This window comes from Pontibacter harenae (assembly GCF_020907245.1).
GTDB classification, from domain to species: domain Bacteria; phylum Bacteroidota; class Bacteroidia; order Cytophagales; family Hymenobacteraceae; genus Pontibacter; species Pontibacter harenae.
In genome coordinates, this window is record NZ_JAJJWH010000001.1 from 130,976 (window position 1) to 152,910 (window position 21,935).

The 21,935-nt window shown below is 43.8% G+C and carries 24 protein-coding genes; 7 read left to right on the forward strand and 17 right to left on the reverse strand.

The features are described 5' to 3' along the window. Nucleotides 1-92: 92 nt before the first annotated feature. From LN893_RS00580 to LN893_RS00615, 8 genes are all read right to left on the reverse strand, one after another. Nucleotides 93-2,204 (reverse strand): peptidylprolyl isomerase, encoded by a 2,112-nt coding sequence (locus tag LN893_RS00580; RefSeq protein WP_229967223.1) that lies wholly within the window; start codon nt 2,202-2,204, stop codon nt 93-95. 75 nt (nt 2,205-2,279) lie between these two features. Continuing rightward, nucleotides 2,280-3,584 (reverse strand): hemolysin family protein, encoded by a 1,305-nt coding sequence (locus tag LN893_RS00585; protein ID WP_229967225.1) that lies wholly within the window; start codon nt 3,582-3,584, stop codon nt 2,280-2,282. 310 nt (nt 3,585-3,894) lie between these two features. After that, nucleotides 3,895-4,437 (reverse strand): LPS export ABC transporter periplasmic protein LptC, encoded by a 543-nt coding sequence (lptC, locus tag LN893_RS00590; protein ID WP_229967226.1) that lies wholly within the window; start codon nt 4,435-4,437, stop codon nt 3,895-3,897. 138 nt (nt 4,438-4,575) lie between these two features. Beyond that, on the reverse strand, nt 4,576-5,868 hold the full coding sequence (gene bamG / locus LN893_RS00595; protein WP_229967228.1) for a BamG family beta-barrel-assembly machinery protein: 1,293 nt from the start codon (nt 5,866-5,868) through the stop codon (nt 4,576-4,578). Then, a complete protein-coding gene (locus tag LN893_RS00600; RefSeq protein ID WP_229967246.1) occupies nt 5,861-6,580 on the reverse strand; it encodes a type III pantothenate kinase in 720 nt (239 codons plus the stop codon). The genes bamG and LN893_RS00600 overlap by 8 nt, the downstream gene beginning before the upstream one ends. 6 nt (nt 6,581-6,586) lie before the next feature. Next, nucleotides 6,587-8,374, reverse strand: a complete 1,788-nt coding sequence (locus LN893_RS20635) for a pseudouridine synthase (RefSeq protein ID WP_304621755.1) — start codon at nt 8,372-8,374, stop codon at nt 6,587-6,589. A 207-nt stretch (nt 8,375-8,581) separates the two neighbouring features. Then, the gene (gene scpB / locus LN893_RS00610; protein ID WP_229967248.1) at nt 8,582-9,142 is read right to left on the reverse strand and encodes an SMC-Scp complex subunit ScpB; all 561 of its coding nucleotides are present in this window, start codon (nt 9,140-9,142) and stop codon (nt 8,582-8,584) included. A 27-nt stretch (nt 9,143-9,169) separates the two neighbouring features. Beyond that, the gene (locus LN893_RS00615) at nt 9,170-9,559 is read right to left on the reverse strand and encodes a TraR/DksA family transcriptional regulator (RefSeq protein WP_229967250.1); all 390 of its coding nucleotides are present in this window, start codon (nt 9,557-9,559) and stop codon (nt 9,170-9,172) included. Between the two features lie 350 nt (nt 9,560-9,909). Between LN893_RS00615 and LN893_RS00620 the strand changes: the two genes are divergently transcribed. After that, on the forward strand, nt 9,910-10,536 hold the full coding sequence (locus LN893_RS00620) for a DUF3575 domain-containing protein (protein WP_229967252.1): 627 nt from the start codon (nt 9,910-9,912) through the stop codon (nt 10,534-10,536). Nucleotides 10,537-10,688: 152 nt separating this feature from the next. Here the strand turns inward: LN893_RS00620 and ribH are convergent, their stop codons facing one another. From ribH to pdhA, 3 genes are all read right to left on the reverse strand, one after another. Further along, on the reverse strand, nt 10,689-11,165 hold the full coding sequence (ribH, locus tag LN893_RS00625; RefSeq protein WP_229967254.1) for a 6,7-dimethyl-8-ribityllumazine synthase: 477 nt from the start codon (nt 11,163-11,165) through the stop codon (nt 10,689-10,691). 209 nt (nt 11,166-11,374) lie between these two features. Further along, entirely contained in the window at nt 11,375-12,091 is a 717-nt protein-coding gene (locus tag LN893_RS00630) for a tetratricopeptide repeat protein (RefSeq protein ID WP_229967256.1), read from the reverse strand. A gap of 120 nt (nt 12,092-12,211) precedes the next feature. After that, nucleotides 12,212-13,261 carry a pyruvate dehydrogenase (acetyl-transferring) E1 component subunit alpha gene (gene pdhA, locus LN893_RS00635; RefSeq protein ID WP_229967258.1) on the reverse strand — a complete coding sequence of 350 codons (1,050 nt, stop codon included), beginning with the start codon at nt 13,259-13,261 and terminating at the stop codon, nt 12,212-12,214. 135 nt (nt 13,262-13,396) lie between these two features. Between pdhA and recF the strand changes: the two genes are divergently transcribed. From recF to LN893_RS00660, 6 genes are all read left to right on the forward strand, one after another. Further along, nucleotides 13,397-14,503 (forward strand): DNA replication/repair protein RecF, encoded by a 1,107-nt coding sequence (recF, locus tag LN893_RS00640; RefSeq protein WP_229967260.1) that lies wholly within the window; start codon nt 13,397-13,399, stop codon nt 14,501-14,503. 203 nt (nt 14,504-14,706) lie between these two features. Further along, nucleotides 14,707-15,051: a nucleotidyltransferase family protein gene (locus tag LN893_RS00645; RefSeq protein ID WP_229967262.1), complete on the forward strand. Its 345-nt coding sequence runs from the start codon at nt 14,707-14,709 to the stop codon at nt 15,049-15,051. 13 nt (nt 15,052-15,064) lie between these two features. Next, complete coding sequence (locus LN893_RS20640; RefSeq protein ID WP_369427646.1) at nt 15,065-15,352, forward strand: HepT-like ribonuclease domain-containing protein; 288 nt, start codon at nt 15,065-15,067, stop codon at nt 15,350-15,352. A gap of 67 nt (nt 15,353-15,419) precedes the next feature. Then, nucleotides 15,420-15,743, forward strand: coding sequence for a DciA family protein (locus LN893_RS00650; protein WP_229967264.1), 324 nt, complete (start codon nt 15,420-15,422; stop codon nt 15,741-15,743). A 68-nt stretch (nt 15,744-15,811) separates the two neighbouring features. Next, complete coding sequence (locus tag LN893_RS00655) at nt 15,812-16,369, forward strand: acyl-CoA thioesterase (protein WP_229967266.1); 558 nt, start codon at nt 15,812-15,814, stop codon at nt 16,367-16,369. A 97-nt stretch (nt 16,370-16,466) separates the two neighbouring features. Then, a complete protein-coding gene (locus LN893_RS00660) occupies nt 16,467-17,849 on the forward strand; it encodes a M28 family peptidase (RefSeq protein ID WP_229967268.1) in 1,383 nt (460 codons plus the stop codon). Nucleotides 17,850-17,994: 145 nt separating this feature from the next. Here LN893_RS00660 and LN893_RS00665 read toward each other — a convergent pair whose 3' ends face one another. From LN893_RS00665 to LN893_RS00690, 6 genes are all read right to left on the reverse strand, one after another. Continuing rightward, nucleotides 17,995-18,261, reverse strand: a complete 267-nt coding sequence (locus tag LN893_RS00665; protein ID WP_229967270.1) for a hypothetical protein — start codon at nt 18,259-18,261, stop codon at nt 17,995-17,997. Between the two features lie 145 nt (nt 18,262-18,406). Further along, nucleotides 18,407-19,129, reverse strand: coding sequence for a head GIN domain-containing protein (locus LN893_RS00670; protein WP_229967272.1), 723 nt, complete (start codon nt 19,127-19,129; stop codon nt 18,407-18,409). A gap of 167 nt (nt 19,130-19,296) precedes the next feature. Beyond that, nucleotides 19,297-19,665, reverse strand: coding sequence for a magnesium citrate secondary transporter (locus tag LN893_RS00675; protein WP_229967274.1), 369 nt, complete (start codon nt 19,663-19,665; stop codon nt 19,297-19,299). Nucleotides 19,666-19,681: 16 nt separating this feature from the next. Next, entirely contained in the window at nt 19,682-19,882 is a 201-nt protein-coding gene (locus tag LN893_RS00680) for a large ribosomal subunit protein bL32 (RefSeq protein WP_229967276.1), read from the reverse strand. Nucleotides 19,883-20,108: 226 nt separating this feature from the next. Next, a complete protein-coding gene (locus tag LN893_RS00685; protein ID WP_229967277.1) occupies nt 20,109-20,285 on the reverse strand; it encodes a hypothetical protein in 177 nt (58 codons plus the stop codon). Nucleotides 20,286-21,179: 894 nt separating this feature from the next. Next, nucleotides 21,180-21,881, reverse strand: a complete 702-nt coding sequence (locus tag LN893_RS00690) for a hypothetical protein (RefSeq protein WP_229967279.1) — start codon at nt 21,879-21,881, stop codon at nt 21,180-21,182. Nucleotides 21,882-21,935 lie beyond the last annotated feature (54 nt).

Consider the following 21,935-nt stretch of genomic DNA (forward strand, 5'->3'; position numbering starts at 1 on the left):
TACCGATAGCAACTTAGCCGCACTAAACTTTCAAAAACAAAAAAGGCGCTACCTGCTTTAGGTAGCGCCTTTTTTGTTTTTGCTGGCTTAGATTAAAAGAACCTTACGCGGTTATCTTTAATTTCAGCTTTTTCTTTAATTGCTTCGAAAGCGTTGCTTTCCGCTTGGCTGCTACGCATGTTGCGCAGTTGCTCTTTTACAGATACAAGGCTAGTTGGTTCTGCAGCTTTGTTCAGGCTCTGCAGCTCTACAATAGCTACGCCACCCTGTCCATCAATTGGTGCTGAACGAGAACCTTCTTTCAATCCGAACGCTCTGCCTACAACCTTTGGCTCAAAACCTAAACCATCGATAGAACCATTGGTTAAAGAGATATTATCAACTGATCTAACAATAGCATCTGCGCCGTAGCTAGCAGCTATCTGATCTAAAGTGCCTGTAGCACCTTTCAGTTTGTTAATGATCTGCTCTGCTTTCAGCTCATCACGAACGGCAGCAGTAAGTTCTTCTCTTACACTCTCAATATCAGCATAGCCTTTCTCACGCTTACCTGTAAGTACCGCTACCACAAACTGATCATTTATTTCAAATACAGGAGATACATCACCAACTTCCGTATCTTTTGCATAAGTCCAGCGAACTAGCTCTCTGGCAGTTGTCAGGTTATTTACTAAAATGTTGTTCTTTCCGATGTTAACAGCCTCTTCTTTAACAAGAGATTTATTTGCAGCCACATTTTCGTCGAACTCTTTCAAGTTTTCGCTAGTACCAGAAAGTTCGTCAGCTACTGCATAGGCAGCATCACGAGTTGCATCGCTTGGCTCTAGTGTTCGCTCTAAAGAAGCAATTTTAAACTGTTGCTTTGTTTTAGGAGCTGTAATTTTGATGATGTGGTAACCATACTCCGTCTCTACAGGGTTTGGCAACAAGCCAGTAGAAGAAGCCCCAAAAACAGCTTTATCAAACGGTGCCACCATACGGCCTTCCTGGAACCAACCTAAGTTACCGCCTACAGAAGCAGTTCCGTCGGTACCATGTTGCGCAGCCATCTGAGCAAAATCGGCACCACCTTTCAGCTGGGCCAACACTTCGTTTGCTCTAGCAAGAGCTGCTGCTTTTGCTTCAGGAGAATCTCCTTCTGGTTTAAACAGGATATGGCTTGCTTTGGCTGCAGCTACATCACCTTCTCTAACGTCCACTACTTTGTGTAGTGCCATAGAGTTGTTGTTTGTGAAAGGACCATATACTTTGCCCTCTTCTAATGGCAGTTGATCCGTCAGTTGCGAAGGCAACTCCCCTGGATGAGCATATGTTCCATCATAAGGCACATCTGAGTTAGCATTTACAAAAGCAGAATCGTTAGATGCTGCAGCAAACTGCTGTGTCAAGCTTTCAACATCCTGCTGATAATACGTGCTGTCTTCTCCAGAAGCTGTAACAGGAATAGTAACATATTGTATAGAGCGACCTTCTTCTACCTTGTAAAGGGCTTTGTGGCGCTCAAAGTAGTCTCTCAGTTGCGCATCTGTAACCTGCACAGTAGAATCAGATACAGTTCCGTAAGGGACATAAAGCACCCTCAGGCTTGCAGAAGAGTTCTGCGCGTAGTAATGGTTTTTGGCCTCTGCATCTGTTATGTACACAGATTTAGAAAGCAGGTTAGAGTACTTTGTTTGTGCTCTCTCTGCTGCCAGTCCTTGCTCGAAATTAACCCACATAGGTCGTGACTCAGGGCCCATCTGGTCTAAGTTCTGCAGATACTGAACGACCTGGTTACGATCAAACTCACCTGTCTGCGGGTTTGTGAAAGCCTGTCTTACAGAAGGGTGAATGTTATTACCCTGTACCATGTCGGCAAGCTCTTCTTCCGTTACTTCTATACCTAAACGGTCGTACTCCTTCTGAAGCGCAATTTTATAGATTAGTTGGTTCCAAGCCTGTTCGCGCAGCATAGCCAGTTCATTTTCTGTTGCAGCACGTCCTGATTGGTTCTCATAGTTTGCTCTTAGCTGCTGGTATACCAGGTCAAATTCCTGATACTCTATTTCTTCGCCAGCTATTTCGCCCACAGTGGTTGCATTGTTACCTAAAAGTCTTGAGTTAGGGCCCAGCAAATCGCCGCCTACCACAAAAACACCAAGCCCGATGGCTATAGCGCCAACTGCCCAACCAGACTTTTCTCTAATCTTGTTAATTAATGCCATTTGTTATACAACTTATAAAAGGATGTGCAAAATAAGGTTAATCGAGCTAAAATTCAAAATTTTATAAAATGATGCTTAAGAACCTGCATCTGTCTGTAAATCTGAGCGCTTTATAAGCTTCACAGAATTGATTCGGTTCTCATCCATAGACAAAACTGCGATGGTAAAAGGTTCGAATTCAATGATTTCTCCTGGAAAAGGAATCTCCCCTAGTACCGAGAAGATCAGGCCTCCAAGGGTTTCATAATCTCCTTTTGGCAATTCAAGCTCATACTTCTCGTTCAGGTAATCTATTTCGAGGCGAGCACTAAGCAGGTACATGTTCTTTTCTGGAAACACCTGCTCCAGCAGTTTGTCTCCGTCATCGTACTCGTCCTGTATATCCCCAAAAATTTCTTCTATGATATCTTCTACTGTAACTATTCCTGCCGTACCGCCAAACTCATCTACCACTACCGCCATTGTTCGGTGCTCCGTCACGAAATGCACAAACAGTTCGCTAGCCAGCATACTTTCAGGCACTACGCTTACTGGCGCTATAACATCGCTCAAGCTTTTTGGCTGCTTAAACATAGCCATTTGGTGGCAATACCCAATAATGTTGTCAATGTTGTTTTTGTAGACAAGCAGCTTTGAGTGGCCTGTATCTATAAATGTCTGCCTCAGCTTTTCGATAGAGTCGTTCACTTCTACTGCCTCAATCTCGGTGCGTGGCACCATACACTCCCGCACCCGCACGTTCTTAAACTCTAACGCGTTATGGAAGATATCAGAATCTACTTCAGGGGCACTATTGTTTGGGCTAGGCTTATATAGTCTGTTCTTGATGTAGGCATCTAGGTCTGTATTTCCGAAAACGGGTTTATCTTCTGAAAACTCGATTTTGAAAAACTTTTCTGCCACCAATTTGCTCATGCCCACAATTAGGAACACCACGGGGTACAGCAGGTAATAAAAGAAAAGGATAGGCACTGCAAGTGCCTGCAACATAAAGTTGGGGTTTATAACAAACAGACTTTTAGGAAGGAACTCAGCCGTAAGAAGCACGACTACTGTGGCCAGCATTACCTGTAGCACTAGAATAAGGGCAGTTATTTGTAACGGATCTGGCAAATAGCTATACAGCAGGTTGTTCAGCACGCCAGCTATCACAAAGCCATATAATACCAGCGCAATAGTGTTGCCTATAAGCGTGGTGCCCATCAGGCGCGCTGGCCGCTGCAGCAAGTGCCACAATATGCGTCCTGACAACTGTCCGTTTTTTTCATCCAGCTCAATTTGTAGTTTGTTCGCTGTCATAAACGCTACCTCTACACCAGAGAAAAACGCAGAAAGTAACAAAGCTACAAGAAGTAGAATAAGCTGATTGGGTTCTACCATTTACAAATGATAATATTACAAAAGGGCTTTAGAGCGATTTCCATTGTTTCTTGACTACTTCCTTTTAGTAGCCACACAGTATTAAATGCTCCATTTATGACTCTAATGGAGCCAGTCACCTGAACACTTAAATAATTTGGTTAAGCCTTTTTATTCTTTTTGCGGTAACCATAAATTATATAAAATGCGAGGCCAATCATAAATATCCAGTAGTTCTCAGCAACTCCTGCCCCAGTTATACTTTGATGTACACCAATAACCATCGCCACGAAGGCCAATGATAATAAAATTGTATTAACTAAACTTTGGTTCATTGTTGCTTTAAATCGAATGTACCAGTCGGGTTGAGTATTACATAATCAGAAAAGTCCTGCTTTGCCTTGAGGCCATTGCCCATTAGTATCCTTTCTGGGGTTGTGATTTTCACAAACTTATCGGTATAAATATCGCCCTTTCTTTGGTCCCAATACAACTCTTCGGTCTCCAGCTTCTCTTTTTTAATGATATTTTCTACCACCACGTTGCCTCTGGCTAAGTACAGGCTCTTGTTACGCTCCTGCTTGCCGTAATTTGCTCGTAGGGTAGACGAAATCTCTCCTGGCTTCTGCTCGTAAAACTCTACATACAGGCCATCAGGATAAACGCTGTTTCCATCATCAAATTCCTGCTGCACAGGAGCCTCCAGCTTTACAAGCACCTTAGCCGAGTCGCTGTAGAGGGTTGTAACATTTTTGTTTTCTATAAGCGGCCCTGAATATTTTAGTTCGCTATCAGGGTCCTTTAGATCTTTATTACAACCAAAGCCAACAACAGCTAAAATAGTTAAAAGCACTGGCACCCATGCTTTGCGCATATGCATAGATATTTTAATAGAATGTAAAATTAATAGATACAAGAGAAATTTATAAGTTTCTGTTCCCTATCCAACTATTGAGCCATAAAAAAAGCCGCTTTTCAACGGCTTTTCTTTTTTGTAAAATAAGTTTAGTACTTATTCAATTCTACGCTTGATAAACCACCTGCTGTTAACTGTAAAGCCAACATTAAACTGCAAGTAGTTCTCAGAAATCAAACCATTATCAGTAGTGCCTCTGTTTCCGAAGGCAAAAGATGTGTTCAGGTTATACATTTCGTAAAGAGATGAGCGACCGATTGGGAAAGAAAATCCTATAGTTGCCCCCTTATCTTTTACCTGCTCGTTTCCTATCTGGTACTGCGTATTGCTATAGTAAAGTCCTCCTCTGTAAGTAACACGCGCAAAGTAATTGTTTACAGATGTTGCATTTGGCGTATACTCACCGCCCAAAGCCACACGGTAACTGTCAGCTAGCTCCTGCTCTCCGCTGTAGCTCCTGAACTGTGACCATTGCTGGCTATGGAACTCTGCCCCAACCGTTAAGTTAGAACCGTTATCTATGCTAATACCAGCACGTAAGCTAGCTGGTAACTGAAGAGTTGTTTCAGAGGAGTCTGGCAAAATATTTTCTGCGAGTACGCTTTCATAAACAGTCCTACGCTCGTACGACGACTTTTGCTTTGCATTAAGGTCAGCCTCTAAACTGTAAAGGCCTGCTGCACTAACAAACAGCTTGTCTTTTAGCTTCTGCCTATAGTTTGCGCCTCCTCTAAACAACAAACCACTGTAACGAGTGCGCTCACTGTAGACTACACGCTCTTCGTTTATACCTGACAGCGTCTCATCCCGAACAAGTGAAGAAGATTCTTTTGCAATAGTACCAAACAAGTAAGATGCACTGGCACCTATGGTAAGTCCGTTCACTATTCTGAATCCGTGCCCGAAGTACAATTCGGAAATACCGCCCTCTCCTGAGTACTGCTCGTTTACAGTAGCATTTGGATTACTGACAAGCGGAGCTACAGTATTAATCTGATAATCAACAGAGCTGTAAGGGCGTAGGCTTAAGGCTGTGCTCCAACGTTTTGATAATGGCACACCTATCGTTAAGAGGTTTATGTTAGCGTTACCGTCCAACTGCGACGTATTGCCATCGCTTAGGCTTTTAAACTGCCCCCCAATACCTACATCGAATACAGTTATGCTATTATAATACAGCAAGGCTGGGTTTGCAGTATTTGGCTGAAAGCTATTCGCTGCACTTATTCCCACACCTGCCATACCTGCATTGCGTATAGTGCCGAGGTTTGTATTTAACTCGCCCAAACCGTAGCGGGAATAAGGTGTGTTACCTATGTTTTGTGCCTGTAAGCTATGTGTAAAGCCTAGCAATACAGCACAAATCAGCACACGAAATGTTTTATGCATTATGTATCAATATTCTGTGAAGCCCCAATAAAACTAACTCGGGAATCACAAAGATGCGTCCTTTTAAGTTAGTTTCAAAAAATCCTGCATCGCCTCCGCAAAGTATAACAAGCAAATCTTCTGACTTTTGCTCGTAAGCTTGAATGATGCCGTTTACCTCGGCACAAGTTCCAGCTAACACACCGCTTAGTATAGATTCTTGAGTGGTTTGGCCTGTCAAAGGAAAATGCTCTGAGGTTTGCTGTACTAACGGCAGGCGCCCTGTAAAAGTATGCAGGGCTTTGAATTTCATGTTGATGCCTGGCGAAATACCTCCACCGTGGTACTGCCCCTGGTTATCGGTGAAATCGTAGGTGATGCAGGTGCCAGCGTCTATTACCAGGCAGTTGCGCTGCGGGAAAAGAAATTTAGCTCCTACTGCTCCTGCAATTCTGTCTACCCCTAAGGTTTCGGGGGTTTTGTAAAGAATATTAATAGGCAAAGCTGCCTGTGGTGTAAGCTCTAACAACTTACCCCGCACAGACAGCTCTTGCCTTATATTTTGCGTTTCTTTGGCTACTGAGGCAACTATAGCATTGTCAAAAGTAGAGTTTGCCACTACTTCTGGCAACTGGCTTTTCGCTTCAAAATAACCTTGCTTTACCAGCTGGCTATTTTCAAAGACACCATACTTCGTGCCTGTGTTGCCTATGTCTACAACCAAATTGCGCATGTATGCTTACATGAAGTACTTCAGGCGTACAACTTCTTTCTCGGTTAGGTAACGCCAGTTACCACGAGGAAGGTCTTTTTTGGTTAAGCCAGCGTACTGTACGCGGTCCAGAGTTACCACTTCGTAGCCCAGGTGCTCAAAAATGCGGCGCACAATGCGGTTACGGCCAATGTGGATTTCCAGTCCCAAAAATTTCTTCGTATCACCCAGCATGGCCACGTCATCTACTTCTGCTTTACCATCCTCCAGTTCCACACCTTCTGCTACTTTGGCAAAGTCTTCCTTCGTGATCGGCTTATCAAGCTCTACCTGATAAATCTTTCGCACATCGTTAGACGGATGCGTTAGCTTTTGCGCCAGTTCGCCATCGTTGGTAAATAGCAGTAAACCTGTAGTATTGCGGTCCAGGCGGCCAACTGGGAAAATACGCTCACTAGAAGCTTTCTCCACCAGGCTCATTACTGTCTTTCTTCCTTCTGGATCTTCTGTCGTGGTAATGAAATCTTTTGGCTTGTTCAGTAACACGTACACCAGCTTTTCGCGGTTCAGTATTTTTTTACCATACTGGATGGTGTCTGAAGGCTTTACCTTATAGCCCATTTCCGTAATTACCTCACCGTTTACTTTTATTTCACCAGATTCGATTAAGCTATCAGCCTCTCTTCTGGAACAAACACCTGCATTGGCTATATATCGATTCAGGCGGATTGTACCGTCATCATCTTTATCTTTTATGTTTGATTTTTTAATGCGAGGATTGTTGTCGTAGCGGCTCAGGTTATAGCTTGGAGCCTCCTGAGTACGTTCGCCGTCGTTGAAACGGCCTCTGCGGTCGCCACTGCCGAACGACTTTTTGTCGCCTTCTTCGCGTTTCGGGCTAAAGCTGCGCTTTTCACGGTCGCCGCCGAAGCTTTTTCTCTCGCCACCTTCTCTGCGGTCGCCGCCGAACGAACGGCGCTCTCCGCCCTCTCTACGATCTGAATTGAAAGAGCGTCTTTCGCCGTCTTCTCTTCTATCGTTTCCAAAAGAACGTTTTTCACCTCCGAAGCTACGGCGTTCGCCGCTTTCTCTTCTATCATCCCTGCGGTCAGAACCAAAACGGTTGTCTCCTCTTTCAGAATTAAAAGAATGACGCTCTTCGCCGCCCTCGCGTTCAGGACGCTTTGAACGGTCATTTCCGAAGTTGCGTTTTTCGCCTCCTTCACGGCGGTCACCATATGGTTTTCTGTCGCCACCCTCTCTTCTGTCAGTGTTGAAAGAACGATGTTCGCCGCCATCTTCTCTACGATCTCTGTTAAAAGGTTTTCTGTCGCCTTCTTCGCGTCTTGGTGTGAAAGAACGGTTTTCACGGTCTCCACCGAAGCTGCGTCTTTCGCCGCCCTCTCTACGGTCACCGCCAAAAGACCTGCGCTCGCCTCCTTCTCTACCTTCACGGTTTGGTCGGTCACTGTTAAAGCTTCTTTTTTCTCCGCCTTCTCTGCGGTCGCCACCGAACGAACGACGCTCTCCGCCCTCTCTACGATCCGAATTAAAAGAGCGTCTTTCGCCACTTTCTCTTCTGTCAGAGCCAAATGAGCGTTTTTCACCACCCTCTCTTCTATCGCCTCCGAAAGAACGTTTTTCGCCTCCGAAGCTACGGCGTTCACCGCCCTCTCTTCCTTCGGCTTTATCTCTTCTATTAAAAATTTTCTTTTCTCCCCTGTCGTTGTTTGGTCTGTCAGACGAGCTTCTGTCTGAGCCTCTTCTACCTGTTCCTTCGCTATCGCGGTCAGGTCTTTCGTTATCTCTTGCCATTATGTTAATGTTAATGATGCAGTATCTCTACTGTACCTTGTATGTGCAGTATTGCAATGTTATTGTAATGTATACTATAAAGTTTAGCTAAGGGATGCTGGTGCCGAATCAAAATAAACTTTAGAATAAGCCTTATCTATGAGATGAATGGCCTCTTATTCATCTCATAGATAGCTTTTAACTTCTAATGTCTGATTTGCCGTAACTTTAATCAGCTGTTTCGCCTATCACGTTTTCTTCTGAGGCGAAATCTTTTAGCTGCGGAAGGTCTTTGATGTGGTTGATGCCAAAGTAATCCATAAACTTCTGAGAGGTGCCGTAGAGCACGGGGCGGCCAATTGTTTCAGCTTTGCCCTTTATTTCCAGCAGCTCTTTTTCCAGGAGTTTCTGAATGGCGTAGTCGCAGCCCACCCCACGTATCTGCTCTACCTGCGATCTGGTAATAGGCTGCTTATAGGCAATAATTGCCAGCGTCTCCAACGAAGACGCTGACAGTTTTTTCTTGGACTTGTGCTTAAGATAGGTACTAACAGAATCCTGGTACTCGGGCTTGGTCAGGAATTGGTAGCCGCCCCCGATCGCGTAGATCTGGAATGCGAAATGCTGTTCCCTTAATTGCTCGTTTATTCCTTCAACTGCTTCCAACACATCGCTTACAAGCACTTCCATCTCCAGCGACTCTTGCAAGCAGCGCTGAATTTCTTCTATACTAATAGGCGATTGGGCACAAAAAACGAGTGCCTGAATATGATTTTGGAGTATATTCAAGTGGTAAATGTAATCTGGTGTTTACGCTTAGTCGTTACGCTGCAATTTAGCCTCTATGGTATGCTGTGTATGCGGCACGGCACGCAATCTCTCTTTCGGGATAAGCTTGCCTGTTACGATACAAACGCCATAGGTGCCATTTTTAATGCGGATCAAAGCATTTTCTAGCTGCTGGATGAACTTCATCTGGCGCGAAGCTAACTGATTAAGGCTTTCCTTTTCTGCCGTATCAGCACCATCTTCCAACACTTTTGTAGGAGAAGCCGTATTATCGGTACCAGAATCGTTTTTGCGGCTCAGGGTCTCTTTAATAAAGACTACTTCCTTTCTTGCATTCGTGAGTTTCTCCTGAATGATGGTTTCGAACTCTGCTAGATCCTCTTTAGAGTAACGCTGTTTTTCTTCGTTTGTGCTCATTATGTTGTTATAGAACTTTATCTTTTGATACCCTTCAGCAGGTAAGTCAATTCTTTGGCTTTACTAGAAGTTCTTTGCCGCATAACAGCCATTAACTCACTTTAGTTTACATTGCTGCAATTCTCTTAAGTGGCTCTGGCTAATATGCTTTACTCCAAACATGTTTAGCTAATTTTCGTGCAAAAATATAAGTATTATTTATACTTCACTACTGTCGCCTGTAATTTTGCCATATTTTATAGTTTCTTAACATGTGCTAAATGTTTGAAAATGAGGCAACCGATTTCTGGAACAGATGTTGCTATAGTAGCACAAGACCAAATTGGTTCTTACTAACGAACAGCATACTTATGAAGAAACTATTTTTTACTTGTATAGCAGCAGTGCTCTTAGGAGCAGGATTGGCACAGGAAGCTACCGCGCAATATCGTGCGCCCAGACGTGCCCCGCAACGCTCTCAGGCAGCTTCTAACACACCTAATACAGTTATAAAAGTAAATGTGCTAAGCCCCTTTGTATTAACTGGGTCAGGCTTTATAGAACATGCTTTTTCGCCACGTATCAGCGGGCAAATAGGTGCTTTTGTAACTGGTGCCTCTATTTCGGATGTAAATTTTAAAGGCTACGGCTTTACGCCTGAGGTACGTTATTATTTATCTGAAAATAAGGAAGCGCCAGCAGGACCTTATGTAGCTGGTTATAGCCGCATCCAGAACTTTAAACTAACGGTACAGGATGAATCCGCAGATAAGGAGTATACTGCCACTTATAAACCTATTGGAGCAGGTGTTGCCATCGGTAACCAGTGGATATTTAACAACCACATTGCGCTTGATATTTTCTTGGGGGGAGGCTACAACGGAGGTAGCTTACAAGTGAACACAGGCACAGAACAAGACTTCGACACAGGCTGGCTAGATATTCTCGGCAGCGGTTTCCGCATCAGACCTGGGTTAACTGTTGGGTACAGCTTTTAATGTTGCGCTAAGTCAGAAACTAGAAATGCAGGAACAGACAGGCCAGCTATACTTACATATTTATAAGTATAGCTGGCCTGCTTTTTTCCAGATTTTCAGTTGTTCGCTACATCCTGAAAATCTTTTAATCCTGTGAATCCTGATTCGAAATATTAAAAAGATAGCATCTGAATAGCGGCGGCAGCGGCTTCTATGCCTTTGTTACCGTGTTTGCCACCTGCTCTGTCCAGTGCCTGCTCCAGGTTGTTGGTGGTTACAAGGCCAAAAGAAACAGGTTTGTTATACTTCAGAGAGACAGTGGTTAACCCGTTGGCTACAGCATTGTTTATATAGTCGTCGTGCTTCGTATCTCCTTTTATCACTACGCCTATGCAAATTACGGCATCTATTTCTTCCTGCTGCGCCAATAGCTGTGCTCCTAATGTTAACTCAAAGCTACCAGGCACCATGTTGCGGAAGATATTCTCTTTCTGCGCTCCGTGCTCCAGAAGTGTGTCAATAGCTCCCTGGCAAAGCACATCGGTTATATCGCTGTGCCACTCGGCTTGCACAATACCGAATTTCTTTTCAGAAATGTCGGAGAAGTTTTCTTTATTATAATCGTTCAGGTTCTTTAGAGCAGTAGCCATAGTTTATGTGCTGTTTTTAATGTACTAATTTATTTCATGAGCTGATGTGCTGAACAAGCTTTTACGGCTAACAGGCATCTACAGCAATATTTATACTTCAAAGGCAAAACTAAGCACAGGTAAAGTATAAATAAAGTATACGTAAAAAAGAAAGCACCTTTGCCAGAGGGCAAAGGTGCTTTTATAAGCAGGCAGAAGCCTTTTAAATCTTAGTTAGTGCCTCCAGCCAAAGCTTCGGCACGTGCTTTATACTTTCTGGCATCAGCCACTTCGGCAGAAGCAACAAAGTCAGAGATGATTTTGTCGTATGCTTTTACTGCTCCGCTGTAATCGTTGCCAGCCTCGTATGCTATACCAGCCTTCATCAGGTACTGTGGTGAGAAGAACGGGTTTGCATTGTGGTTAGCAGCTTTCGTATACAGGTTAGCAGCCTCCTGGTTTTTACCTTGCTCTAACTGCGCATCGCCCATCAGGCTATAAGCGCGGGCCTGCAAAAGGTAATCATCAGAGCTGAAATCCTCCAGGTGATTGTAAGCCTCGGCAAATTGTCCTTGTTTCAGTAAAGCCACACCAGCATAAAAATTAGCCAGGTTGCCAGCATCTGTTCCGCTATACTCATCAGCAATCGAAAGCAAACCATCGTACTGGCCATCGCCGTTCAAAGCTTTGTCAAGAGAGTCAGACTCGAAATAATATACAGCCTGAAACATGGCTTCCTGCGCCTCCTGGTTCTGAGTGCTTCGGTAGTTGTAATAGAGGAAACCTCCTACAATAAGAGCGGCAATCGCGATAAACACACCGAGCAGCGTGGCTTTGTTTTTCTTCACAAAGTCCTCAGAACCCGTTGTAAGGCGATCTGCCAACACATCTGGGTTCTCTACCAGCTCCTCAAAATCATTGTGTTTCTTTACTGTTTCTTTTGCCATTAGTATAAATTGAATTAGAAATTCAAAATTAGTATTAAAAATGATTCCCTTTTTCGGTAATTAACTGATGAACAACCAACTTACCTATTTTAATTCCTAATTTTTAATCTTGCTATAAAATTAGTCTAAAATATAAGGGTAATCGCTTTCAACGTAAATATCTGTGTAAAGCTCTTTCGGGTCTGGATACGGAGAGTCCTCGGCAAATTGCACAGATTCAGCCACCTGCTCTTTAATCTTTTCGTCTATCGCGTCAAGCTCTTCTTCTGTCGCCCATTCATTTAGCAGAATAGTTGCTCTTACAGCTTCTATAGAGTCGCGGCTCTTATATTCTTCTAATTCTACTTTGGTTCTATACTTGGCAGGGTCAGACATAGAGTGGCCTTTGTAGCGGTAAGTCCTGAACTCGAGCAAAGTTGGCCCTTCACCCGCACGGGCACGCTCAGCAGCTCTTGCCACTGCTTCGTGTACATTCTCTACACTCATGGCTTCTACTGGCTCAGATGGCATATCGTAAGCCGACCCTAGTTTGTAAAGCTCCGTTACGTTAGAAGTACGCTGCACAGAAGTACCCATGGCGTAGCCGTTGTTCTCAATTACGAAGATAACTGGCAGCTTCCAGGTCTGGGCCATGTTCAGGGCCTCGTGGAAAGCTCCCTGGCGCACAGCACCATCGCCCATATAGCAAATACAAACGTTGCCGGTTTTGTTATACTTCTCAGCAAACGCGATACCAGCGCCTATTGGCACCTGAGCGCCCACAATACCGTGGCCACCCACAAAATTTACTTCTTTATCGAAGATGTGCATAGAACCACCTTTGCCTTTAGAGCATCCAGTAGCTTTTGCGAACATCTCGGCCATAATGGCATTCGGGCTAGTGCCTAATGCCAGCGGGTGTGCGTGGTCGCGGTAAGCTGTTATCCACTTATCGTCTTTGGTTAGCGCGCTAACGGCACCTGCCGCACTTGCCTCCTGGCCGATGTATAAATGGCAAAAGCCTTTGATTTTCTGCTGCCCGTATAACTGACCTGTCTTCTCCTCGAAACGGCGCATAAGTTTCATCGACTCATACCACCACATATAGGTCTCTTTTGAAAATTTTGGTTCAGCCTGTACCTTTGCCTTTGCAGGCTTCTTTGCTTGTGCCTTATCTTTCGTATCAGCCATTGGTAAATGTCTTTATGTTAAAAATTACCCGTTTAGCATTTTCGGCAGGTTTAACAGCCTAAAAGCAGTAGCTTTGAAAGCCTTTCGCGGGTTTAGCATGCGAAATTAAGGAAAAAGAAATCAAAGTAGAAACTAATGCTCCTCGAAAATCTCAGTTTGCTCTTTTTCAAGAACTACGACGAAGCCTCGCTTAGTTTCTCTTCGCATATAAATTGCTTTATCGGCAACAACGGAAGCGGCAAAACTAACCTGCTGGACGCTATACATTACCTTTCTATCACGAAAAGCGCTTTTATGGGTTCTGATGTACAGAACATAAAACAAGGCGAAGATTTTTTTATGGTGAAGGGGCGTTTCCTAGTGGAGGAGGAAAAGCACACGGTACAGGTAAGCCTAAAGCAGGGGCAGAAAAAAACCGTTACCCACAACAAAGCCATCTATGATAAGATCAGCGACCACATCGGCCGCTTTCCTGTGGTGCTTATTTCGCCTTACGATACCGACCTGATTCGGGAGGGTAGCGAAGAACGCCGCAAATATTTTGACAGCCTCATGTCGCAGCTGAACCACCACTACCTGGAGCAGCTGATTCAGTACAACTACATTCTGAAGCAGCGCAACTCGCTATTAAAGCAATTTGCCGATCGCAACTACTTCGACCGCGATTACCTGGCTATACTTACCGAGCAGTTGGTGCCGTATGGGGTGCAGCTGGCGCAGGAGCGGCAGGCATTCTTGGATGAGTTTATTCCGCTGTTTCAGAAGCACTACCGCCACATTTCCGACAGTAGCGAAAACGTTACGCTTACCTATAAAAGCCAATTATTAGGCTCGGATTTTGCCCACCAACTACAGCAGGCGGAGCGAAAAGACCTAGCGCTGCAACGCACTACGGTAGGTCCGCACAAAGACGACTTTGTTTTTTTGATGGACGGAAACCCTATAAAGAACTTTGGCTCGCAGGGGCAGCAGAAAAGCTATGTGATTGCCCTAAAACTGGCGCACTTCGAGATTATGGCCGACAGACAGCAGCACAAGCCCCTCCTTCTCCTCGACGACATCTTCGACCGCCTGGATGAAAAGCGCATCACCAAACTCATGGAAATGGTTGCCGCCCACACCTTCGGCCAAATTTTCCTGACTGACACGCATTTAGAGCGGACAGATAAAATTTTGGAAGGACTTTCGGAGAGTATCCTTAGGTTTGATGTGAAGGAAGGAGCGGTGAAGGTAATTGGGTAGTTGTCTAATTACTTTTTAATATTTTAGTAGCTAAAATATGGTAGTGGCCGTTTTAAAAATAGCAGGAAATTAATCACTTTTAAACATCGAGAAGCCGTGTGAGACTGCTTTGGTATGAAAGTCTACTTTTGTTCTACTTCTACCAACAAGCGCAACTATAACTAACGTATAACAATAACTGATCAACCTTTCTTATCAACCCCATGACCATACAGGAAGAGATAAAAGCCAACCAAAAGCGCTTTCTGGAACTTTGCAGAAGCCACTGGGTAAAGTATATTTATGCATTTGGGTCTTCTGTTACAGAGAGGTTCAACTATGACACGAGCGATATTGATTTATTAGTTGATATTGACGCGCCTGATCCTGTGGAAAGAGGCGAAAAGTTGATGTCTCTTTGGGATGCACTGGAAGCTTTGTTTCAACGAAAGGTAGACCTGCTAACAGAATCATCTATCAAAAATCCTTTCTTACGAAAATCAATAGACGAAACAAAAGTACTTGTTTATGACGGATCAGGAGAAAAAAGTACTTGTCTGATATATTAAAACGGTCAGGAAGATTGAGCTTTTTGTTCAGGATACACCTACTTGCGAATCTTACGTTCAGGACATCAAGACGCAAAGCGCTGTTGAAAGGCAGCTAAGCATTATAGGCGAAGCCGTAAACCGATTTGACAAATTGAGCCAACACACAATTCTTGACAATGCACGGCAAATAGTGGGCTTCCGCAACAGATTGATTCATGCTTATGATAGTATGGATAACACCATTGTTTGGGCAATTCTAAAACGCTATTTATTACCATTGAAGACAACCGTAATAAAAGCACTGGAAACCGAAGATTAACAATACATCCCCTATCTTTGCCTTATTCAGTCATTCAAAATTCAGTTATTCAAAATTAAACTCCCCTGTGCGCTATTATAAGAAGAAAGAGGCGATTGACAAACGCAAGGCCGATACACAACCGATCGGTGAAAGTATAAAAGCCTTGCTGCAGGCGTACCATTTGGATGGCAAACTGAGCGAGGTAAATATTGTGCAAAGCTGGGAAAGGATTATGGGCAAGCCAATTGCTATTAAAACGCAGCAGCTATACTTTAAAGACCATAAACTGTTCGTGCGGCTCACCTCTGCTCCACTCAAGCACGAGCTGAACATGTCTAAATCCAAAGTGATAGAATTGCTAAACCGTGAGGCTGGCACGGAGGTGGTGAAAGATGTAATTTTCCTGTAAACTATAGCACAACCGAAAAGCAGAAAACTAAGTATAGGGTCATACTTATATTTAAATTCTCTGCTCCCATGACAACACCAGCTTTCCGTACGGCTTCCTACTCCCGTACCACACTTACTGAACTCATGATACCGAGCTACGCCAACTTCGGTGGCAAAATACACGGCGGTATCCTGCTTTCCCTGATGGACAAAGTGGCTTACGCCTGTGCCGCCAAACACGCGGGCAATTACTGTGTCACCGTTTCTGTTGATGCCGTAAACTTTCTACAACCCGTGGAGGTAGGCGATCTTGTGTCTTTGCTGGCCTCTGTAAACTATGTTGGCAATACTTCGCTGATGGTAGGTATAAAAGTAATTGCTGAAAACGTAAAGAAAGGCACTGTAAAACATACTAACACATCTTACTTTACCTTGGTGGCCAAAGGCGAAGACGATAAACCTGCCCAGGTGCCTGGCCTGGTACTGGAAAACCGCGAAGATACCCGCCGCTTTCTGGAAGCTATCCGCCGCCGCGACCTCTCCCGCCGTTACCAAACTGAATTATCGGAGGCTAAAAGCGTATTGAGCGTGGAGCAGGAACTATACAAGCTGGAGAACGAGCGATGCAGGCTTTGCTACTCTTAAGCCTACCACTTTCACTCTAACATAGGATAAAGTCGTTTTGCCTCTTTTTAGAATTAGGCTTATCTTTAAAAGATAAACTAAGCTTAACACTCTAAATATGACCAAAACTAATTTAACTGCCCACCTGAAGGCCGTTTTGCTGCTAATAGCTTTCTCTATTGCTGGCACTACTATAAGTACCGCACAAACCATTGCCCGCCAGGATAACGAAATCAAAAAGATGGTGGACGAGATCTCGGCCCAGAACCTGAAGGCGCTGGTAGAGAAAATGGTGTCGTTTGAGACTCGCCATACTCTAAGCACCACTACCGATAAGAAACGCGGTATAGGCGCTGCACGTGAATGGGTAAAATCAGAGTTTGAGAAGTATGCCCAGGCCTCTAACGGACGCATGACCGTAGAGATGGACAAGTTCGTGGTGAAAGCCGACGGCAGACGCGTACCCAACGACACCGAAATGGCCAACGTAATCGCTACGCTAAAAGGCTCTGACCCGAACGATGACCGCGTAATTATAGTCGGCGCGCACTTAGACTCTCGTGCTACTGACGTAATGGATGCCAAAAGCAAAGCTCCAGGTGCCAACGACGATGCCTCTGGGGTAGCCTTGGTAATGGAAATGGCACGCGTAATGGCTTCTCGTAACTTTCCTGCAACTCTTAAGTTTGTCGCTTTTCAGGGTGAAGAGCAAGGCCTGTACGGCTCCAGCCACTTAGCAAAAAGAGCTAAAGAAGAAGGCTGGAACCTGATCGCCATGCAAAACAACGACATTTTAGGTAACTCTTTCTCTTCTGAGATGGGCATACATGACAATTCTCGTGTACGTATCTTCAGCGAGGCCACTCCTTCTGTTGAAGACGAGCGTGCAGCAAGAATGCGCAGAACTCTGGGCTCTGAAAATGATGGCGACAGCCGCCAGTTGGCCCGCTATATGAAAATGGTAGGCGAAAAATATGTAGACCAGATTGAAGTGGTGTTAGGCTACCGTGCTGACCGTTTCCTGCGTGGCGGCGACCACACACCATTCAATCAGCAGGGCTTTGCCGCAGTACGCATGAGCGAAATGAACGAAGACTTTGACCACCAGCACCAGAACGTGCGCAAAGAAAACGGTGTGCAGTACGGCGACCTGGTAGAGTACATGGACTTTAATTACCTGCGCAAAAATGCTGGCCTAAACCTGGCAAGTATGGCAAGCTTGGCTATGGCTCCTTATGCTCCAGAAAAAGTAGGAGTGGTTACTTCTGGCTTGACGAATAAAACTGAGCTGAAGTGGGAAACTCCTGCCAAAGGAAAAAAGCCAGCAGGTTATGTAGTACTGATGCGTGAAACATCTGCCCCAACTTGGGAGCGCTCTTTTGCTGTAGATGGCACTACGGTTACGCTACCTTACTCCAAAGACAACTACTATTTTGCAGTACAATCTGTAGATGCTGATGGCAATGCAAGTTTACCTGTGCTGCCAACGCCTGTGCGATAGATTTTCGTTGAACGTTGTTCGTTAATCAAACGATCGGGAAATGCTATAAATCATAAAGGCCGATGCTGGATTGCATCGGCCTTTATGATTTATAAGAAGTCTTTTGTCAAACTGTCTTTTTTCAAATCATCCTTTGTCAAAGAACCTAATCCCGACTTACCAGCTTATTAAAGTTGCCGCTTGGGTCGTGGAGCAGGGCTAGCTTGCTGTTCTCGAACTCATCAAAGAACTCATCCCAGCTTACTTCCTCAAAGCTGCCGTTGCTGTCGCTCTTCTCTGGAAAATGGATGCGCAGTACGCCTTCGCCGCCCCCGTCTTTTTCGGTGCCTTTTATAATGGAAGGCTTGCCCCCATGCTGTTCAGCCCACTTCTTTATCTCATCATGGTTAGTTGTTTTCTTAGCTTCGCTCATAGTTTTACAGTTTTTTGATTTCTGCTATACCTATACGCACTGCAACTCCCGAAGGATAAGTATACCATCAGCCACTAAAAAGGAGCAACCCAGCAGGCTGCTCCTTTCATTAGCTTTCGGTTGTATTTCGGTTGTATTCTCTTGCTTAAATCTTTGAAATTTTAGTACCGCCAGAAGTATCAGAAGTGACTCTTGGGTTACCTTTGTAGGCGATGTTGGATGCACCAGAGGCATCTATATCTAAAGACTCTGTGGCATGCACCCTTATTTTGCTGGCTCCGCTTGCCTCTACACTTACCCTTTTAGCCTGTAAACCTTCTGCGTTCACGTTAGAGGCACCAGACATATCCATTACTAAAGTATTCGTTCTACCTGTAAGTTCTATCTTGCTCGCGCCGCTCATATCGGCATTAATGCTGCTGGTTTCTACCGCCAGCTTTACAGATGTGCCGCCGCTCATATCTAGCGTCAGCTTGCTCGGCTTAAACACCGATTTGCCTACTACTTTCACACCACCGCTTATATCAATGCTCGTCAGGTCGCGCAAGGTTATGTAGGCTTTCATGCTTTTGGAGGAACTGATGCTTTTGTCGTTATAGATATGCAGCACCCCGTTTCTTACCACTGTTTTAATGTTGCTCAGCAGGTTTTCCTCTGCCTCCAGCCTCACCGACTCGTTATTGCCTAGCGTCAGTTCTACCTGAAATCCTCCGCTCACATCTATACCACTAATACCAGAAACCTTTCTTGTCTGAGATTTTAAGTTGCCATTCCCCTTTAAGGTTTGGGCAAAGGCTGGCACACCTAAAAACAGTAAGGCCATCAGAGAAAGAACCAAAGAAGAGGTAAGAGATTTCATGACTTTCATAGTTTCTTGATTTATGATTTAACTTGATTTTCTTAGAAAAAGAAAGGGCATTGTATAAGTAAGCTGCGACTCTCAATCTAAAGATGCAGTAAAATCAGAAAGGTTGCCTGAGGCTATAAAATTTATAATTCAGAAACTACAGAAGAAGCCCGAAACCTTTGTTTACTTCAACTCTCTGCCTTTTTTAAAATAGGCCTATTTATGCTTATATTGAATACTACCGCCCCAACAGCATAGGCTACTATATCGAAAACATCGGCAGTATACTTATTGGAAAAGAGGGGCAGCAGCAGCTCGAAGAAAAAAGCAAAAAGTACCACCGCCCATACAATGTACCGATTGGCTAATATGAAGTCATTGTTTTTAAAGTATAGGCGTTCTGCTACTAAAACAACAGAAAGAGAAAGAGGCATGCAGAGCAAGTCATCGAGGTACGCGTAGAGTGGCCACAGGTAAACTTCGTTGAACTCCAGTAATCGGTTAAGGCAGAAAAGGAATGAACAGACCAGGAAGACAGGATGGGACAGTGTCTTCATTATATTTTAGATAGAATTAAAGCGCCACGAAGCCTATTCCCAACATAATCGCGCCTAGTATCAATAAAAGTATTTCGCCCACGGTTAGCTTCTCAAAATCAAACCTCTTTTTTCGCGGCAGGTAATTGCCACAGTTCGGGCACCTTTTAGTGGGCGGCACTACTTTTCCGCAGTTCGGACAAACAACTTCTTTTTGAGGACTTGAATCGTAGAGCATTGCAGGTTTATTTGGCACCAAAACTACATATCCTTCTTTTTTACTCCCAAACTGCCTGCTAAGTTGTATAGGCTCATTAAAAGAAAGCTGCTAGGCAGCAGCTAAAAAGACAGGAGAACGTACTAGCGAAACCTTGGCTCTATACTCTTTTTTAGCTGGAGCCTGTTGTCAGGCCTTACTCCAATTGCTGAAAGAGGGAGAAAAGGCAGCAACAATTCGTAGTAATCTATTCTGTACGCAGGGAGTAGGAATGTCTCATTGTTCCGCAAACCATTCCCACTACATACAGCAGCCCTAAAACAACTAACGGAACCGCATAGAAAGCTTCGGTGCGGGCATAATGCATTAACACAGCGATAACAAAAACAGCCAAAGGATGCAGAATAGTGTAGACATGTTTCATGCGAGAAGCGAATAGAGCGTAAATGACACTAACAACAGAACTTTACTATACTCAAACCACTACTTTTTGTTCTTTTAAATATATTTAACCTAATACAATATAAAAAATATTAGAAATATAGTATATATATAAGATACAACTGAAGGAGATTACGCCTAATTGTGTTGAACAGGCAGATATTATAGTATAAGAGGAAATACTGTACATTGCGGCGCGTGTTTCGCTGAACATTGTTTGGGGTAGCAAGAGCATCTGATTGTGCAAGAGGTGTAAAAAAGCAAATGAAAAGTTAAGGCGCTTGCCTTACTTTTGTTATATCCTTACACCCTCCTGCTCATCCACTTCTTCTCTCTCGAAAACCTTTTTCCAAATAGCTACACAACAGTTTTAATTTTATAACAGCACCTGTCCTATTCCTCCTTCTTTCTTTTGGCTCTGTTCGTAGAGGTTCTGCAGATATATAATCTGTGTTAAAAGAGCGGTTATACGCTCTCCAGACGCCGTTTCTCAGAAAATGAAAAATATTTTGCTTTTTACTTTCTAATAGGAAATAGAAAGTGTAATTTTGCACCCGATTTAAGGGAAGGAACACTTCGGCAGGTTAATATCTAATGCAGATTTTAATAAAGCAAGTTACGAGATGCTTTATTTTGATTTTTTCCTGCCATTCCCTAAAAAAATCAAAATTTGAGTAACTGAGTACAAAGCCTATCAAGGCAAAAGATAAGATTAGTAAAGTTTAGATTAGTTTAGTTTGTTTGAGGTGAGAGAAAGCCCCAGCCATTTTGGTGGGGCTTTTCTCATTTCTGTAGCTTTCTATAACGGAATTGGACAGGCTGTGAACGAGGCAAAGCCGAGTATAAAGCCTGTGTCGTGTTACCTGATGTCATTTTATCAAGTACAGTCGTAGGAGAATATCTGCCATCCCAAATCTGACTTGCTGATTTTTACTTCCACAGTGGCTTCTGTTCCCCAGAATTTTATCTCTCCATTCTGTTCTTCAAAAAATTGAAGGGTAGCCAACTGGTCACCAACTTTAGAACGGTACATGCTCAAAGCTAAATGAAACACTTGAGCTTTATCTAAGCTATAAAAAGTATAGGTATGGTCAAAGCACCCATCAAAGGGTTCATAAGTATATCTGCCATTTTGGAATTTGGTAAGGTGATTCTCTGTCTGATACACCTGTGACTCTATGGTTGTGGAACCAAGGATCAAGGTGTCGGAAAGTTTACTCCCAAGTATTGCTTCCATATTAATTCTTTCGAATCCATTTTCTATAACCTTGGGTGGAGCTGTTGCTGAAAAATCTGCACTGAAAATATAACCTACTAAACCTTTCGATTCTATCTTCATCCAGTAGCCCTGCAGCCAATATCCGCTCTCCCTTGACTGAATGGTAGGAACTGAATCTTCCTTTCTTGATTTGAATACTACCTTGCTTGAAAATGGAAAGCTTTCAAGTGTTTCACTTGCCTGTGATGGCATTCTTTTTAATTCAGTTCCTGTCAGACTCCAAACATATAATACTTCCTGAGCAAAGAGAGCTGTTTGCACGAACAGGGCAAGAATAAAAATTAAAATCTGTTTCTTCATTATGACAGGTAACTTGAGTATAGCATATATTTTAGAAGTTTCCAGAGCCTTATA

Excerpts from the sequence above, each read along its gene's own strand:
- LN893_RS00580 (WP_229967223.1), bottom strand. The coding sequence starts at position 2,204 with ATGGCATTAATTAACAAGATTAGAGAAAAGTCTGGTTGGGCAGTTGGC.
- LN893_RS00585 (WP_229967225.1), bottom strand. The coding sequence starts at position 3,584 with ATGGTAGAACCCAATCAGCTTATTCTACTTCTTGTAGCTTTGTTACTT.
- lptC (WP_229967226.1), bottom strand. The coding sequence starts at position 4,437 with ATGCGCAAAGCATGGGTGCCAGTGCTTTTAACTATTTTAGCTGTTGTT.
- bamG (WP_229967228.1), bottom strand. The coding sequence starts at position 5,868 with ATGCATAAAACATTTCGTGTGCTGATTTGTGCTGTATTGCTAGGCTTT.
- LN893_RS00600 (WP_229967246.1), bottom strand. The coding sequence starts at position 6,580 with ATGCGCAATTTGGTTGTAGACATAGGCAACACAGGCACGAAGTATGGT.
- LN893_RS20635 (WP_304621755.1), bottom strand. The coding sequence starts at position 8,374 with ATGGCAAGAGATAACGAAAGACCTGACCGCGATAGCGAAGGAACAGGT.
- LN893_RS00615 (WP_229967250.1), bottom strand. The coding sequence starts at position 9,559 with ATGAGCACAAACGAAGAAAAACAGCGTTACTCTAAAGAGGATCTAGCA.
- LN893_RS00620 (WP_229967252.1), top strand. The coding sequence starts at position 9,910 with ATGAAGAAACTATTTTTTACTTGTATAGCAGCAGTGCTCTTAGGAGCA.
- ribH (WP_229967254.1), bottom strand. The coding sequence starts at position 11,165 with ATGGCTACTGCTCTAAAGAACCTGAACGATTATAATAAAGAAAACTTC.
- LN893_RS00630 (WP_229967256.1), bottom strand. The coding sequence starts at position 12,091 with ATGGCAAAAGAAACAGTAAAGAAACACAATGATTTTGAGGAGCTGGTA.
- pdhA (WP_229967258.1), bottom strand. The coding sequence starts at position 13,261 with ATGGCTGATACGAAAGATAAGGCACAAGCAAAGAAGCCTGCAAAGGCA.
- recF (WP_229967260.1), top strand. The coding sequence starts at position 13,397 with ATGCTCCTCGAAAATCTCAGTTTGCTCTTTTTCAAGAACTACGACGAA.
- LN893_RS00645 (WP_229967262.1), top strand. The coding sequence starts at position 14,707 with ATGACCATACAGGAAGAGATAAAAGCCAACCAAAAGCGCTTTCTGGAA.
- LN893_RS00655 (WP_229967266.1), top strand. The coding sequence starts at position 15,812 with ATGACAACACCAGCTTTCCGTACGGCTTCCTACTCCCGTACCACACTT.
- LN893_RS00660 (WP_229967268.1), top strand. The coding sequence starts at position 16,467 with ATGACCAAAACTAATTTAACTGCCCACCTGAAGGCCGTTTTGCTGCTA.
- LN893_RS00665 (WP_229967270.1), bottom strand. The coding sequence starts at position 18,261 with ATGAGCGAAGCTAAGAAAACAACTAACCATGATGAGATAAAGAAGTGG.
- LN893_RS00670 (WP_229967272.1), bottom strand. The coding sequence starts at position 19,129 with ATGAAAGTCATGAAATCTCTTACCTCTTCTTTGGTTCTTTCTCTGATG.
- LN893_RS00675 (WP_229967274.1), bottom strand. The coding sequence starts at position 19,665 with ATGAAGACACTGTCCCATCCTGTCTTCCTGGTCTGTTCATTCCTTTTC.
- LN893_RS00680 (WP_229967276.1), bottom strand. The coding sequence starts at position 19,882 with ATGCTCTACGATTCAAGTCCTCAAAAAGAAGTTGTTTGTCCGAACTGC.
- LN893_RS00685 (WP_229967277.1), bottom strand. The coding sequence starts at position 20,285 with ATGAAACATGTCTACACTATTCTGCATCCTTTGGCTGTTTTTGTTATC.
- LN893_RS00690 (WP_229967279.1), bottom strand. The coding sequence starts at position 21,881 with ATGAAGAAACAGATTTTAATTTTTATTCTTGCCCTGTTCGTGCAAACA.